This is a genomic window from Kitasatospora sp. NPDC058063 (genome assembly GCF_042885395.1).
In the GTDB taxonomy this organism is placed as follows: Bacteria; Actinomycetota; Actinomycetes; order Streptomycetales; family Streptomycetaceae; genus Kitasatospora; species Kitasatospora lactacystinica.
On record NZ_JBHVSD010000023.1, the window covers coordinates 116,984 to 131,205 of the forward strand.

Annotated in this window: 8 protein-coding genes; 7 read left to right on the forward strand and 1 reads right to left on the reverse strand. The window is 74.6% G+C overall.

From position 1 onward, the window contains the following. The first annotated feature begins 187 nt into the window (after positions 1-187). Positions 188-2,068: a serine/threonine-protein kinase gene (locus ACFVUY_RS32585; protein WP_387735852.1), complete on the forward strand. Its 1,881-nt coding sequence runs from the start codon at positions 188-190 to the stop codon at positions 2,066-2,068. A gap of 7 nt (positions 2,069-2,075) precedes the next feature. Here the strand turns inward: ACFVUY_RS32585 and ACFVUY_RS32590 are convergent, their stop codons facing one another. Continuing rightward, positions 2,076-2,606, reverse strand: a complete 531-nt coding sequence (locus ACFVUY_RS32590; RefSeq protein ID WP_387735854.1) for an SHOCT domain-containing protein — start codon at positions 2,604-2,606, stop codon at positions 2,076-2,078. A 56-nt stretch (positions 2,607-2,662) separates the two neighbouring features. On the opposite strand from ACFVUY_RS32590, the gene ACFVUY_RS32595 reads away from it, so the two are divergent. From ACFVUY_RS32595 to guaA, 6 genes are all read left to right on the forward strand, one after another. Continuing rightward, positions 2,663-3,778: a protein kinase gene (locus ACFVUY_RS32595; RefSeq protein ID WP_387735857.1), complete on the forward strand. Its 1,116-nt coding sequence runs from the start codon at positions 2,663-2,665 to the stop codon at positions 3,776-3,778. A 161-nt stretch (positions 3,779-3,939) separates the two neighbouring features. Further along, positions 3,940-5,709: a protein kinase gene (locus ACFVUY_RS32600; protein WP_387735859.1), complete on the forward strand. Its 1,770-nt coding sequence runs from the start codon at positions 3,940-3,942 to the stop codon at positions 5,707-5,709. 96 nt (positions 5,710-5,805) lie between these two features. After that, positions 5,806-7,437, forward strand: a complete 1,632-nt coding sequence (locus tag ACFVUY_RS32605; RefSeq protein WP_387735861.1) for a succinic semialdehyde dehydrogenase — start codon at positions 5,806-5,808, stop codon at positions 7,435-7,437. A gap of 148 nt (positions 7,438-7,585) precedes the next feature. After that, entirely contained in the window at positions 7,586-9,418 is a 1,833-nt protein-coding gene (locus ACFVUY_RS32610) for a GMC oxidoreductase (RefSeq protein WP_387735865.1), read from the forward strand. A gap of 120 nt (positions 9,419-9,538) precedes the next feature. Continuing rightward, the gene (locus tag ACFVUY_RS32615) at positions 9,539-11,407 is read left to right on the forward strand and encodes a hypothetical protein (protein WP_387735867.1); all 1,869 of its coding nucleotides are present in this window, start codon (positions 9,539-9,541) and stop codon (positions 11,405-11,407) included. Positions 11,408-12,433: 1,026 nt separating this feature from the next. Next, a complete protein-coding gene (gene guaA, locus ACFVUY_RS32620) occupies positions 12,434-14,029 on the forward strand; it encodes a glutamine-hydrolyzing GMP synthase (protein ID WP_380548910.1) in 1,596 nt (531 codons plus the stop codon). The last annotated feature ends 193 nt before the right edge of the window (positions 14,030-14,222 follow it).

The window sequence follows — 14,222 nt, forward strand, 5'->3', positions numbered from 1 at the left end:
GCGAGTTTTCGATCACAGATCGAGCACGGAGCGCCGCGCCCGTTCCGGTTCGTCCCGGCTTGTGGCGGGGGCCGGGTGGTCGCGGGCCCTCCGGACAGGAGATGATGGAGGCTTGGGCGTCCGGGCCCCAGGTCGGGCCGACGTGCCGTCACCACGACCGCCAGCAGCACATGGGGGAACGTTCCGAATGACCCAGGCGAAGGGTTCCACCGGCCGCCTCCTGGCCGGCCGCTACCGCCTGAACGGCGTGCTCGGGCGCGGTGGCATGGGCACGGTCTGGCGCGCCGAGGACGAGATGCTGGGCCGGACCGTCGCGGTCAAGGAACTGCGGATGAACGCCAGCGTCGACGAGGAGGAGAAGCACCGGCTGATCACCCGGACGCTGCGCGAGGCCAAGGCGACCGCGCGGATCCGGCACAGTTCGGCGGTGACGGTCTTCGACGTGGTCGACGAGGACGACCGGCCGTGGATCGTCATGGAGCTGGTCGAGTCCCGCTCGCTGGCCGACGTGGTGCGGGAGGACGGGCCGCTGGAGCCCGCCCGGGCCGCGGAGATCGCGCTGGACGTGCTGGGCGTGCTGAGCGCGGCGCACGCGCTGGGCATCCTGCACCGGGACGTCAAGCCGTCCAACGTGCTGATCGGCGAGGACGGCCGGGTGGTGCTCACCGACTTCGGCATCGCCAGTGTGGAGGGCGACGCCTCCGTCACCTCGACCGGGATGCTGGTCGGCGCGCCCTCGTACATCTCGCCGGAGCGGGCCCGCGGGCAGAAGCCCGGGCCGCCGGCCGATCTGTGGTCGCTGGGCGGCACGCTGTACGCGATGGTCGAGGGCCGGCCGCCGTACGACCGGGGCTCCGCGCTGGCCACGCTGACCGCGGTGATGACCGAGGACCTGGCGGCGCCGGTGAACGCCGGGCCGCTGCGGCCGGTGATCGAGGGGCTGCTGGCGAAGGACCCGGCCGAGCGGCTGGACGCCTCGCAGACCCGGTCGATGCTCAAGCGGGTGGTCGCGGATTCCACCGCGCGGGCGGAGTCGACCACCGAGCACGCGGTGCCGGTGGAGAAGGCGGCGCCGGAGCCCGCGAAGGAGGAGCCGGAGCAGGCCGAGGAGGGCCGCAAGCGGCCCGTGGCCGGGCTGCTGGGGACGGTCCGGGTCGGCAGCCGGGCCCAGGACGAGGAGCCCGTCGAGAAGCCGGCCGGGGAGCCGGAGGCGCCGGAGCCGGAGTCGATCCGGCCGGTGACCAGTGAGTGGACGATGGGCGCGACGCAGGCGGCCGGGGCCGACCCGCGCACCGGTCGGCGGCGGCTGGCCATCGCCACCGTGATCGTGGTGCTGCTGCTGATCGCCGGGGTGGTGGCGGTGCTCCGGATGGTCGGCAACGAGGACGGCGGGTCGGGCGGCGGGGCCGCGCAGAGCGCGGGGGCCACCGCGCCGGTGACGGCGGGTACGGAGCCGGAGTCGAGCCCGGGCGCGGCGGCGCCGCCGGCGGGCGGACCCGCTCCGCAGCCGACCGGCGACCCGGCCGCGGTGCCGGACGCGCCCGTGCAGTCGGCCGGTTCGCCGGCGGCTCCCGTGCAGCCCCCGGCACCGGTCCAGACCCCGGCGCAGCCCACGCCGGGGGGCGTGCCGGCCGGATACCACGAGTACAAGGACCCGAGCGGCTTCTCGGTCGTGCTGCCGGACGGCCTGCAGCCGACGGCGTCCGACGCCAACCGGCGGATCTTCAAGAACGCGGCGGACGGCAGCCAGCTGCGGATCGAGTGGACCACGTCGCCCGGCGCGAGCGCGGTCGCCGACTGGCAGGAGTCGGAGCCGAGCGTCCGCGGGCAGGTCACCAACTACCAGCGGCTGAACCTGGCGGCGATCACCTACCGGCAGTGGAGCAACGCCGCGGACTGGGAGTGGACCAACGGCACGCCCAGGATGCACTCGCTCAACCGCGGCTTCGTGACCGGGACCCCGGCCAAGTACGGGTACTCGATCTACTGGATCGTCCCGGACGCCGAGTGGGCCGCCCAGGCCCCGGTCCGGGACGTCGTCTTCAACAGCTTCCAGCCCGCGCCGTAGACAGGTTCTAGCCGAGCAGGCGCTGCTTGGCGCGGGTGAACTCGTCCTCGGTGAGGGCACCGGAGGTGCGCAGGGCGGCCAGCCGTTCGAGCTGGCCGATGAGCTGTTCGCCGGTGGCGGCTCCGGCCGGTGCGGCGGGCAGGGCCTTCGGGGTGTTGCGGGCGGCGCGGGCGGCGGCCCGGAGCTGCTCGGCGAAGAACTCGGCCTTGACCACGTCCTCGAAGCGGTGCGAGCCGGTGAGCGCCACCACCAGGAGCACTTCGCCGTTGAGCTTGGTGCGGGTCACGGCGACGTCGCTGACGGCGGCGAGCGGAACCGGGACCGGCGGCTTGCCGTCCTTCAGGAACAGGAGCCGATGGGTGGTCAGCACGAGCACTCCCTTGCGGAAGTGCTCGGGGTGGCGCCCGGCGGTGGAGGCGACCGGTTTCTCGCCGTCGATGACGGTCGCCTCCACGGCGCGGACGGCCTCGGCCTGGTTGGCCTTGCTGCTGTTCCCGGACGCCTCGAGGGCGGTGTCGATCAGATCGGTCCAGTCCATGGATCGAGCCTAAGGGAGCCGCTCAGTAGGCTGGTCGGCGAGCGAGAGGAACTGGCATGCGAGGCGGCCCCGAGCTGTTGCTGGCGGGACGGTACCGGCTGACGGACCGTCCCGGACCGCTGAGCGCCCACGCGGTGGACGAGCGGACCGGAGAATCGGTGCTGCTGAGCGCCCTGGAGCTGCCGGGGCTGCTGACGGTGGGGCAGGATCCGGAGGACGCCGCCGCAGCACAGGCGGACCGCCTGGTGCGGCGGGTGGCGGCGGTCGGTTCGGCCGCGCCGGTCGCGCACCCGCGGCTGCTGCGGGGGGTCGGCGCGTTCGTCGAGGGCGAGCTGCTGTGGACGGTGGAGGAGCGGCCGGCCGGGTGGACGGTGGCCGAGCTGCTCGCCGAGGGGCCGCTGCCGCCGTACCGGGCGGCCGAATTGGCGGCGGATCTGGCGGGCGCGCTGCGGGCGCTGCACGCGGCCGGGCTGACCCACGGCGGCCTGACCGCGGAGTCCGTGCTGGTCTGCGAGGACGGTGCGGCGATGCTCGGCGGACTGCTCGCCGGGGTGGCGCAGGAGGCGCTGGCCGAGGAGCTCGGCGGGCCGGCCGGGCGGCGCCGGTACGAGGTGCGGGCGACCCTGGTCGGTCCGGTGGCGGAGCGTTGGCCGCTGGACGGCGGCCCGGCGGGCGACTGCTGGGCGCTCGGGGTGCTGGTGCAGCGGATGGTCACCGGCCGCGCGCCGTACCCGGAGCGGAACGTGCCGGAGCTGGTGACGGCCGTACGGGACGGGCGGCGCGAGCCCTCGGTGGTGTGCGGGCCGCTCGGGCCGCTGGTGGAGCGGCTGTTGCAGGCCGATCCGGTGCGGCGGCCGACGGCGGAGGCGGTGCGCGGGGAGCTGGCGGAGCTGCTGGCGGGGGCGCCGGAGCCGGTCGACGAGGAGCGGGTGGCGGCGATCGCGGTGCCCGCGCCGCCGGTGTCGAGGCAGCCGCGCCGGCGGGGCGGGAGGACCGGGGGCCCCGGGGGCGGCAGGAGTGCCCGAAAGGGCGGGAACGGCGGGGACTTCGGGGCAGGAAACGGTGCGAAACCGCCCCGGATACCCCCGGCCCTATTGGGCCCGCTGATGGTCGGTGGAGTGTTCGCGCTGCTCGTGCTGGGAATTGTCGCGGTGGTGCTGTTCGCGGGCTGACGATCCGCTGGGATTCCGGTCCTGCGGTTCAGCGGGTGGGCATGATTACCCGGGGCGGCAAGGTGCGCCTAATGTGTGCGTGGGATTTGTTCGAACAGTGGTCTGCACCAGGCCCTCCGTCGCTGTGACGGCTGGCGGAGTGTGTGGGGGAGCGGGCGCAGATGGGCGTGCAGGACCGGCCGGAGGCGGCCGAGGCGGAGCGGTTGCTGGCCGGGCGGTACGAGCTCGGCGAGCGGCTCGGCCGGGGCGGCATGGGCACCGTCTGGCGGGCCTGGGACCGGATGCTCGACCGCGAGGTCGCGGTCAAGGAGCTGACCGTCAACCACCTGCCCGAGGAGGACCTCCAGATCCTGCACACCCGGATGAAGCGCGAGGCCAGCGCGGCCGCGCGGATCAAGCACCCCGGTGTGATCACCGTGCACGACGTGCTGGAGCAGGACGGCCGGCCGTGGATCGTGATGGAGCTGGTCGACGGCCGCTCGCTGGCCGATGTGATCAGCCAGGACGGCACCCTGCAGCCGCGCGCCGCCGCCGAGGTGGGCAGCCAGGTACTGGCCGCGCTGCACCGGGGCCACCAGCTGGGCGTGCTGCACCGGGACGTGAAGCCGGCCAACGTGCTGCTGGAGCGCGGCACCGGGCGGGTGGTGCTGCTGGACTTCGGCATCGCGAAGTACGAGGGCTCGACCGAGCTGACCCGGCCGGGGGACCTGGTCGGGTCGCCGGACTACCTGGCGCCGGAGCGTGCCCAGGGTGAGCGGCCCGGGCCGGCCTCCGACCTGTGGGGCCTCGGGGCGACGCTGTACGCGGCGGTCGAGGGCCAGTCGCCGTTCCGGCGGGATTCGCCGATCAGCACGCTCGCCGCGGTGGTCGACGAGCCGCTGCCGGAGTCGCGGCGGGCCGGGCCGCTGGGGCCGGTGCTGGCCGCGCTGATGGCCAAGGACCCGGCCGAGCGGCCCACCGCGGACGAGGCGGCCAAGATGCTGGCCGAGGTGCAGGCCGGGCACACGATGGGCCTGAAGTCGGTCGCGGCGGTGCGCACGCCGACCCGGTCGGTGCCGGTGGTGGACCGCAGCGACGGTCCGGCGCCCGAGGCGGAGCCGGCCAAGGGCTCCGAGGAGCCGACCGAGCCGAAGGCCGCCGCACCCGCCGCGTCCGCTGTCCCCGCCGTTCCCGCAACGCCCGTCGTCCCCGCCGAACCGGACACCACCGGGGGCGCACAGGCCGCTGCCCGGGCGCACACCGGGCCCGTCGCGCCGGTGCCGCACTCCGTCACGCCCGAGCGGGGACCGGCCAAGCGCCGCAGCCTGCTGAAGATCGTCGGCATCGCGGTGGCCGTCGGCCTGCTGGCCGCCGCGGGCACCTTCCTCGTCACCCGGCACGTGGTCGGCGGCGACAGCCCCAACGACCCGACGCCGACCGCCGCGGAGTCCACCGGGCCCGAACCCACCAGCGACGCCACCCCCGCGGTGGCACCGCCCAGCGGCTACCACTGGGTCGACGACCCGGCCGGCTTCCGCTTCCCGCTGCCGAACGGCACCCCGCCCTGGCAGCGGATCAGCGCCGGCGACAACCAGATCTTCTACAGCCCCGACGGCAAGGTGCACTACCTCCAGTTCGCCGTCACCGTCGGCCAGTCGGTCAAGCCGCTGGAGCACATGCGGCAGATGGAGACCAGCGTCTCCAAGTCGCTCAAGGACTACAAGCAGCACCGGATGGCCGGCACGGCGGTGAAGGGCCAGGAGGCGGCGGTCTGGGAGTTCAGCTACCTGGCCAAGGACGGCGGCCGCCGGCGCGCGATCGAGACCGAGTTCATCAGCCAGGACGGCACCAGCTACGCGATCTACTCGTCCAGCCCGGAGCGGGGCAGCGAGTGGAACGAGGCCGAGCAGCGCTTCTACGCCGTGCTCAACAGCTTCACCCCGACCCGCTGACCGGGGCCGGGCGGGGCGCCCGCTTTCACCCGACTGCGGCAGATTCTTGTTACCGACGGGTACCGGACCGGGCGCCGAACGCCTAGGCTGCGCCGTATGTCGGACCTCACAGCAGACGCAGTGGCCACCGGACACCCCGGCACGGGCAACCCGGCGGCACCCGGCGGCGCGCGGACCGTCGCCGCGGCCGTCCCGCCGTCCCTGGTCGCCAAGCTGGCGACCGGCGTCACCGCCACCGGCGAGCCCGACCTGGTGGAGACCGTCGCCCCGCTGACCGGCGAGCGGCTGGCCAGCCTGCCGCAGTCCACCCCGGCCGACGTCGAGGTCGCCTTCCAGCTGGCCCGCCGCGCCCAGGCCGCCTGGGCCGCGCTGCCGGTGCGCCGCCGGGCCGCCGTCCTGCTGCGCTTCCACGACCTGCTGCTCAAGCGGCAGGACGAGGTACTGGACCTCGTCCAGGCGGAGACCGGCAAGGCCCGGCTGCACGCCTTCGAGGAGGTGCTGGCCGTCGCCATGGCCGCCCGGCACTACGGGCGGGCCGCGCACGGGTACCTCCGGGACAAGCGGCGCGGCGGCGCGCTGCCGGTGCTCACCCAGGCCGTCGAGGCCCGCCGGCCCAAGGGCGTGGTCGGCCACATCTCGCCGTGGAACTACCCGCTGGAGCTGTCCGTCGGCGACGCCCTGCCCGCCTTCGTGGCCGGCAACGCGGTGGTCAACAAGCCCGACACCCAGACCGCGCTGACCGCGCTGTGGGCCCGCGAGCTGCTGATCGAGGCCGGGCTGCCGGCCGACCTGTGGCAGATCGTGATCGGCGACGGCCCGGTGATCGGCCCCGCCGTGGTGGAGCACGCCGACTACGTCTCGTTCACCGGCTCCACCCGTACCGGCCGCGACGTCGCCCAGCGCGCCGCCGCCCGGCTGGTCGGAGCCTCGCTCGAACTCGGCGGCAAGAACGCCATGCTGGTGCTCGCCGACGCCGACCTCGACGCGGCCGCCGCCGGCGCCGTGCGGGCCTGCTTCTCCTCCGCCGGACAGCTGTGCATCTCGATCGAGCGGCTGCTGGTGCACCGCTCGGTGGCCGACGAGTTCCTGGAGCGCTTCGCCGCCCGCACCCGGGCGCTGCGCCTCGGCGGCGGCCTCGCGTACGGCGCCGACATGGGCTCGCTGGTCTCCGTCCGCCAGCTGGAGACCACCACCCGGCACGTCGACGAGGCGGTCAAGGCGGGCGCCACCGTGGTGGCCGGCGGACGGGCCCGGCCGGACCTCGGTCCGTTCTTCTTCGAGCCGACCATCCTCGACGGCGTCACCCCGGACATGGCGGTCTGCGCCGAGGAGACCTTCGGCCCGGTCGTCTCTGTCTACCGCTTCGACACCGACGAGGAGGCGGTGGCCGCCGCCAACTCCACGCCGTACGGCCTCAACTCCAGCGTCTGGACCAGGGACCTGCGGCGCGGCCGGACGGTCGCGTCCCGGCTGCGCACCGGCACGGTCAACGTCAACGAGGCGTACGCCGCCGCGTACGGCTCGATCGCCTCGCCGATGGGCGGGATGGGCGACTCCGGGCTGGGCCGCCGGCACGGCGCCGAGGGCATCCTGCGCTTCACCGAGGCGCAGACCATCGCGACCCAGCGGCTGATGCCGATCGCGCCCTCGTTCGGCCTGGACGACAAGCAGTTCGCCGCGGTGATGACCGGCGGCCTGCGGGCGCTCAAGGCGCTGCGCTTCAAGTAGGCCCGCTTCACGTGGGTCCGCTTCACGTGGGTCCGCTTCACGTGGGCCCGTTTCGCGCGGGCCCGGGCGGCGGGCCGGGCCCCGCGGTTGCGCGCAGCCCGGCCCGCCGCCCCACAGACAGGTTCACCCGGCGAAGGAGCGGTGGCAGATGGTGCAGTCCGGCGGTGCGGCGGAGTTCGACTACGACGTGGTGGTGGTCGGGTCCGGCTTCGGCGGTTCGGTCGCGGCGCTGCGGCTGACCGAGAAGGGCTACCGGGTCGCCGTCCTGGAGGCCGGGCGGCGCTTCGACCGGGACGAACTGCCCAGGAACTCCTGGGACCTGCCGAACTACCTGTGGGCGCCGCGGCTCGGGCTGTACGGCATCCAGCGCATCCACCTGCTGGCCAATGTGCTGATCCTGGCCGGCGCCGGGGTCGGCGGCGGCTCGCTGAACTACGCCAACACCCTGTACGTGCCGCCGAAGGCCTTCTTCGAGGACCGGCAGTGGCGCCACATCACCGACTGGCAGCAGGAGTTGGCACCGTTCTACGACCAGGCGCAGCGGATGCTCGGGGTCCGGCTCAACCCGACCCTCACCCCGTCCGACGTCCACCTCAAGGCGGCCGCCGAGCGGATGGGCGTCGGCGACACCTTCCACATGGCGCCGGTCGGGGTCTTCTTCGGCGACGGCGAGGACGCCGGGGGCACCTCCCGGACGGAGTCCGGGGGAGGCGCGGCCGAGGCGGCCCCGGGGGGCGAGGTGGCCGACCCGTACTTCGGCGGCGCCGGCCCGGCCCGCAAGGCCTGCGTGGAGTGCGGCGAGTGCATGACCGGCTGCCGGCACGGCGCCAAGAACATGCTCACCGAGAACTACCTGTACCTGGCCGAGAAGGGCGGCGCGGAGATCCACCCGCTCACCACGGTGGCCCGGATCCGGGAGATCGGCGGGGCCGACGGGGGCCGGGGCTTCGCCGTGGACGTGCGCCGCACCGACGCGCGTTCGAAGACCGACCGGGTGAAGGCGGGTGCGCGGACCATCACCGCGGCCCGGGTGGTCGTCGCGGCCGGCACCTACGGCACCCAGTCGCTGCTGCACCGGATGCGGGACGGCGGCCACCTGCCCCGGATCTCGGAGCGGCTGGGCGAGCTGACCCGGACCAACTCCGAGGCCCTGGTGGGGGCGCAGACCACCGACCGGCGCTACGGCGCCAAGGCGGACTTCACCAAGGGCGTGGCGATCACCTCCTCGATCCACCCGGACGCCAACACCCACATCGAGCCGGTCCGCTACGGCAAGGGCTCCAACGCGATGGGCGCACTGTCCATCGCCCAGGTCAGGGGCGGCGGAACGCTCCCGCGCTGGCTGCGCTACCTGGGCAACTCGGTGCTCCATCCGGTGACCTTCGCCCGCTCGATGAACCAGCGCGGCTGGTCCGAGAAGACGATCATCGGCCTGGTGATGCAGTCGCTCGACAACTCGATCACCGTCTCGCTGAGGAAGGGCCCGCTCGGCAAGGCCCGGCTCACCTCCGCCCAGGGCCACGGCGAGCCCAACCCGACCTGGATCCCGGCGGCCGAGCGCGGCGCCCAGGCGCTGGCCGACGAGATCAACGGCTTCCCCGGCAGCACCGTCGGCGAGATCTTCGACATCCCGATGACGGCGCACTTCCTGGGCGGCTGCCCGATCGGCGACGCCCCCGGGACCGGCGTGGTGGACCCGTACCACCGGCTGTACGGCTACCCGGGGATCAGCGTGGTGGACGGTTCGGCCGTCTCCGCCAACCTGGGCGTCAACCCCTCGCTCACCATCACGGCGCAGGCCGAGCGCGCCCTGTCGATGTGGCCGAACAAGGGCGAGGCGGACCCGCGCCCCGCCCAGGGCGAGGAGTACCGGCGGGTCACGGCGGTGGCGCCGGTGCGGCCGGCCGTGCCCGAGGGCGCGTTCGGCGCGCTGCGGCTGCCGCTGCTGCCCGTCCCGGAGGTCCCGAAGAAGCGCGGCTGAAGCCGGTCCGGCGGGCCAATCCGCCTGCGCCGGTTCCCGGTTGACAGCCGTTCGGGTCCGATGGGATAAACGGGCTCCCTGGGGCGGCCAGGAACTCGTCGAGCGGGGGGAGCGCGGGCCATGGCCAACTGCGCATCGTGCGGGGCGACTTCGGAGGAGGGGGCGCCCGCCTGCGGGTCGTGCGGCCGGCCGTTCGCGCCCCCGGCCCCGCCGGCCGCCCCGCCGGCCGCCGTCCCGCCGCCACCGCCGGGTGCGGCCGCGCCCGTCCCGCCGCCCGTGCCGCCGCCCGGGTACGGGCCGCAGCCGGAGTACGGTCCGCAGCCGGGGTACGGGCCCGCGGCCGCGGCCCCGCCCGCCCTGGGCAGCTGGGGTGCCGGGCAGTCGTACGACAGGCAGCCCGCCCTCCAGCGCCTGCTGACGGCCGCGGACTGGCGCCCGGCGACCAGGGCGGCCGTCGCGCCGACCCTCGTCCTGCTGGCCGTGGCGCTGATCGCGGCGGTCCCGAGCGACTACCAGTACCAGTACCGGTTCGAGGCGCCCGGCTTCGGCGAGCGCTTCGGCGCGATGCTGTCGATGACCCTGAACGCGCTCGGCGCGCCGTTCCGGCTCGCCTACCAGAGCTCGGTGGGCCGGGGCCCGGACGGCTGGACCGAGACCGTCCGGGTGCTGCCGATGACCGTAACGGTCCTGTGGTGCCTGGCGCTCTGGCTCGGCCTGCGGGCCGGGCTGCGCCGGCGCAAGGCGGCCGAGGGTCAGCTGACCCGGGGCCAGGCCGCCGCCGAGGCGATGCGCACCGCGGCGGTCCTCGCGGCGGTGAGCCTGGCGCTCGGCCTGGTCGGCGGTACGGACTGGAGCCCGGACGGCCGCGGCGTGAAGTCCGACTACTTCGACTCCCGGGGGAAGCCGGAGCTGCTGGTCACCGCGGACTCCGGCTGGCTGGAGGCGGTCGCCTGGACCGTGGTGCCGGCCGCCCTGCTGACCTTCCTGGTGTACGGCACCGACGCGCTGCGCTGGGCGGCCTGGCGCAGCCGCTCGGTGCGCGGCTGGGCGGTGGCCGCGCTGACCGCCGGCCAGGCGCTCGCGGTCTCGGTGGGGCTGTCCTCGGTGGCGGCCTTCCTGCTGGTGTCGCTGAACAGCGAGGACGGGGCGTTGACCGGGGTCTCGCTGGCCTTCCTGCCCAACCTCGGCCTCGGCCTGCTCGGCTTCGGCTCGGGGGCGGGCTTCCGGACGCACACCGGTCTGTCCGGTGACGGCGGCGGCTCGTGGCGCGACCGCAGCAACGACACCGAGTTCTCCTTCTTCGACCTGCGGGACCTGAGCGCCGACTGGCGCTGGGCCGGCCTGGCCGCGCTCGTCGCGGCGGGCGTGCTCGGCTGGGCGGCGTACCGGCGGCGCCTGGACGCGACCGACCGGCTGCGCCTGGCGGCCCTGCACGCCGGGGCGCTCACCCTGCTGATGGCGCTCTCCGGGGCGCGGCTGGTGGAGACCACGTCCATGACGGGCTGGACCGAGACCGCCCGGATGGAGTTCTCCCAGGAGTCCTCGGCCGGGCTGGTGTTCCTGGGCACGCTGGTGGCCAACGCGGTCTGGGCGCTGGTCGGCGCCCTGCTGGTGCCGCCGCTGCTGGTGGCCGTCCGCGACCGGGGCGCGGGCGCGCCGAACGGCGCGGTGCCGTACGCCGAGTCCCCGTTCGCCCGTGCCCAGGGTGCCGCGCCGCACCCGGCGACGGTGCCGCCGCAGGTGCCGTACGCGACGCCGCCGCACGGCGTTCCGGCGCAGCAGGGCGGTCCGGTGCCGGGGTACGGCGTTCCGGCGCGGGCCGTCGTGCCGCAGGACGCGCCGTTCGACTCCGGGGGCGGGGTGAGCGAGGTGCTCGGCTCGCACGAGGAGCCGCCCGCCCCGGCCGGCGGGGCGCCGGTGCCCGGCGCGGTGCCGCCGCCCCCGGCCGAGGAGCCGGTCGACCCGAGTGTCTGGCGCAAGCACCCCTGACCCGGGCGGCCGACGGGGTGCCGGAGGCCGGAGGCCGGGAGCACGGTGCCGGAGGCCGGGAGCACGGGGAAAGGGCAAAGGGCCCCGCGGGGGAACGGGGCCCTTTGTCGTTCAGCACTCGGCGTCAGGGCCGCGCCGGTGCTGGGGTGACGGCGCCGGGGGAGGAGCGCCGTCGTGTCGGTCGGCTTCGGGGTGCGCCGCGCGGCTCCGGCGTGGGTGGCCGGCCGTGCGGGGCGCGCACCTCCGTGCGCGGCGGGTCGGCACGCAGGTCTGCGCCGGTCCCACGCTCACGGAGCGTGAACTGACAATCGCTGCCACCGCCCTGCGGCGCGGCTGCGGAGAACGCCGTCGTGGGCCTCCTCGGTGGGCCGTGAGGCGCCGGGAGAACCGCTTACAACGAGCATCGTGCTGGACGAGGGGCTCGCTCTGCAACCGGTTCGGCACAGTTCGGCACAGAGCATTTCCCGACGGGGCCGCCGTCGATGATCACGGTGCGTAGTGGTTCGGATGGTTGTGGCGCACGGGGACGCGCGTAGCGGCACGAGTGGGACGGGGGAGTGCGCCCGGGCGCGCACCGGAACGGACCGGGGGTGCGACGGCCGGTCCCGGGCGTCCCCGGACTCCGGCCGTCCCACCTCTCGGCCCAGTCGCGGCCGGGGTCGCTGTCCCCTGCTCGCCGGCCGCGGCACCCGCGCACGGTCCCACGGAGCCGCGCGCCCGGCTGGCCGGGCGGCGGCACCACGTGCGCCGGTGGACTGGGGTGGAGCTCCACGCGTGGTCCTGCTGCCGTACGGTGCCCCCGCGGGGGCGGGCGGCGCGTCTGGCGGACGCGGCGCGGCCGTACGTTCGTCAGAAGCAACGAACCGCGGCCCCGCCCGGTCACGGTTCATTGGACGGGCAGACGAGTGAAACCGGACAGCCCGGTAGAATCGGTGTCCAGACACCCCACACCGTCCGCCGCAGCCGCAGTCCCGCCGGGGAGGCGGCCACGCGTGACACCTCGATACCGCTGCCGGAAGGCCGTCTGTGTCCTCTGCAATTCCCGTCCAGTCCGCGCCGGACAACGACCCCGTCCTGGTGGTCGACTTCGGCGCCCAGTACGCCCAGCTCATCGCCCGTCGGGTGCGTGAGGCGCGGGTCTACAGCGAGATCGTGCCGAGCAGCATGCCGGTCGCCGAGATGCTCGCCAAGAACCCCAAGGCGATCATCCTCTCCGGTGGCCCCTCGTCGGTCTACGAAGACGGCGCGCCGCAGATCGACCGCGCGATCTTCGAGGCCGGTGTCCCGGTCTTCGGCATGTGCTACGGCTTCCAGCTGATGGCCAAGAGCCTCGGCGGCACCGTCGACAACAACGGCGCCCGCGAGTACGGCCGCACCCCGCTGACCGTCTCCCGCACCGGCTCCACCCTGTTCGAGGGCGTCCCGGCGCAGCACTCGGTGTGGATGTCGCACGGCGACGCCTGCTCCGCCGCCCCGGAGGGCTTCGCCGTCACCGCCTCCACCGACCTGGTCCCGGTCGCGGCCTTCGAGAACGACGAGGCCCGGCTCTACGGCGTCCAGTACCACCCCGAGGTGCTGCACTCCGACCACGGCCAGCAGGTCCTGGAGCACTTCCTCTACCGCGGCGCCGGCATCGCCCCGACCTGGACCACCGGCAGCGTGGTCGACGAGCAGATCGCCCTGATCCGCGAGCAGGTCGGCGACAAGCGCGCGATCTGCGGCCTGTCCGGCGGCGTGGACTCCGCGGTCGCGGCCGCCCTGGTCAACAAGGCCATCGGCGACCGGCTGACCTGCGTCTACGTCGACCACGGCCTGATGCGCAAGGGCGAGACCGAGCAGGTCGAGAAGGACTTCGTGGCCGCCACCGGCGTCCAGCTGAAGGTCGTCGACGCCGCCGAGCGCTTCCTGAACGCACTGAAGGGGGTCACCGACCCCGAGGAGAAGCGCAAGATCATCGGCCGGGAGTTCATCCGAGTCTTCGAGCAGGCCCAGGCCGAGATCGTCGCCGAGGCCGGCGAGCAGGGCGAGTCGGTCGACTTCCTGGTCCAGGGCACCCTGTACCCGGACGTGGTGGAGTCCGGTGGCGGTACCGGCACCGCCAACATCAAGTCCCACCACAACGTCGGCGGCCTGCCCGAGGACCTCCAGTTCCAGCTGGTGGAGCCGCTGCGCAAGCTGTTCAAGGACGAGGTCCGGATGGTCGGCCAGGAGCTGGGCCTGCCGGAGGAGATCGTCCAGCGCCAGCCGTTCCCGGGCCCGGGCCTGGGCATCCGGATCGTCGGCGAGGTCACCAAGGAGCGTCTGGACCTGCTCCGCGACGCCGACGCGATCGCCCGCGAGGAGCTGACCGCGGCCGGTCTGGACCGCGAGATCTGGCAGTGCCCGGTCGTGCTGCTCGCCGACGTCCGCAGCGTGGGCGTGCAGGGCGACGGCCGCACCTACGGCCACCCGATCGTGCTGCGCCCGGTCTCGTCCGAGGACGCCATGACCGCCGACTGGTCGCGCCTGCCGTACGACGTGCTGGCGAAGATCTCCACCCGGATCACCAACGAGGTCCGCGACGTGAACCGCGTCGTCGTCGACGTCACCAGCAAGCCGCCGGGCACCATCGAGTGGGAGTAACCACTCCCGCCGGCCGCCGGGACGCCACTTCGTCCTGAGGCCGATGCCTGAACGGTCGCGCCGTCGTTCCCGTACTTGAGGGAGCGACGGCGCGACCGTTTGCGGTGCGGGCGTCGCTCTCCGGGAGGACCTCCCACCGAAAGCGGCCGGGAGCGGGCAGAATGCGGACCGGACCTGTCAGGGACTGGCAGGC

Excerpts from the sequence above, each read along its gene's own strand:
- ACFVUY_RS32595 (WP_387735857.1), top strand. The coding sequence starts at position 2,663 with ATGCGAGGCGGCCCCGAGCTGTTGCTGGCGGGACGGTACCGGCTGACG.
- ACFVUY_RS32605 (WP_387735861.1), top strand. The coding sequence starts at position 5,806 with ATGTCGGACCTCACAGCAGACGCAGTGGCCACCGGACACCCCGGCACG.
- ACFVUY_RS32600 (WP_387735859.1), top strand. The coding sequence starts at position 3,940 with ATGGGCGTGCAGGACCGGCCGGAGGCGGCCGAGGCGGAGCGGTTGCTG.
- ACFVUY_RS32610 (WP_387735865.1), top strand. The coding sequence starts at position 7,586 with ATGGTGCAGTCCGGCGGTGCGGCGGAGTTCGACTACGACGTGGTGGTG.
- ACFVUY_RS32590 (WP_387735854.1), bottom strand. The coding sequence starts at position 2,606 with ATGGACTGGACCGATCTGATCGACACCGCCCTCGAGGCGTCCGGGAAC.
- ACFVUY_RS32585 (WP_387735852.1), top strand. The coding sequence starts at position 188 with ATGACCCAGGCGAAGGGTTCCACCGGCCGCCTCCTGGCCGGCCGCTAC.
- ACFVUY_RS32615 (WP_387735867.1), top strand. The coding sequence starts at position 9,539 with ATGGCCAACTGCGCATCGTGCGGGGCGACTTCGGAGGAGGGGGCGCCC.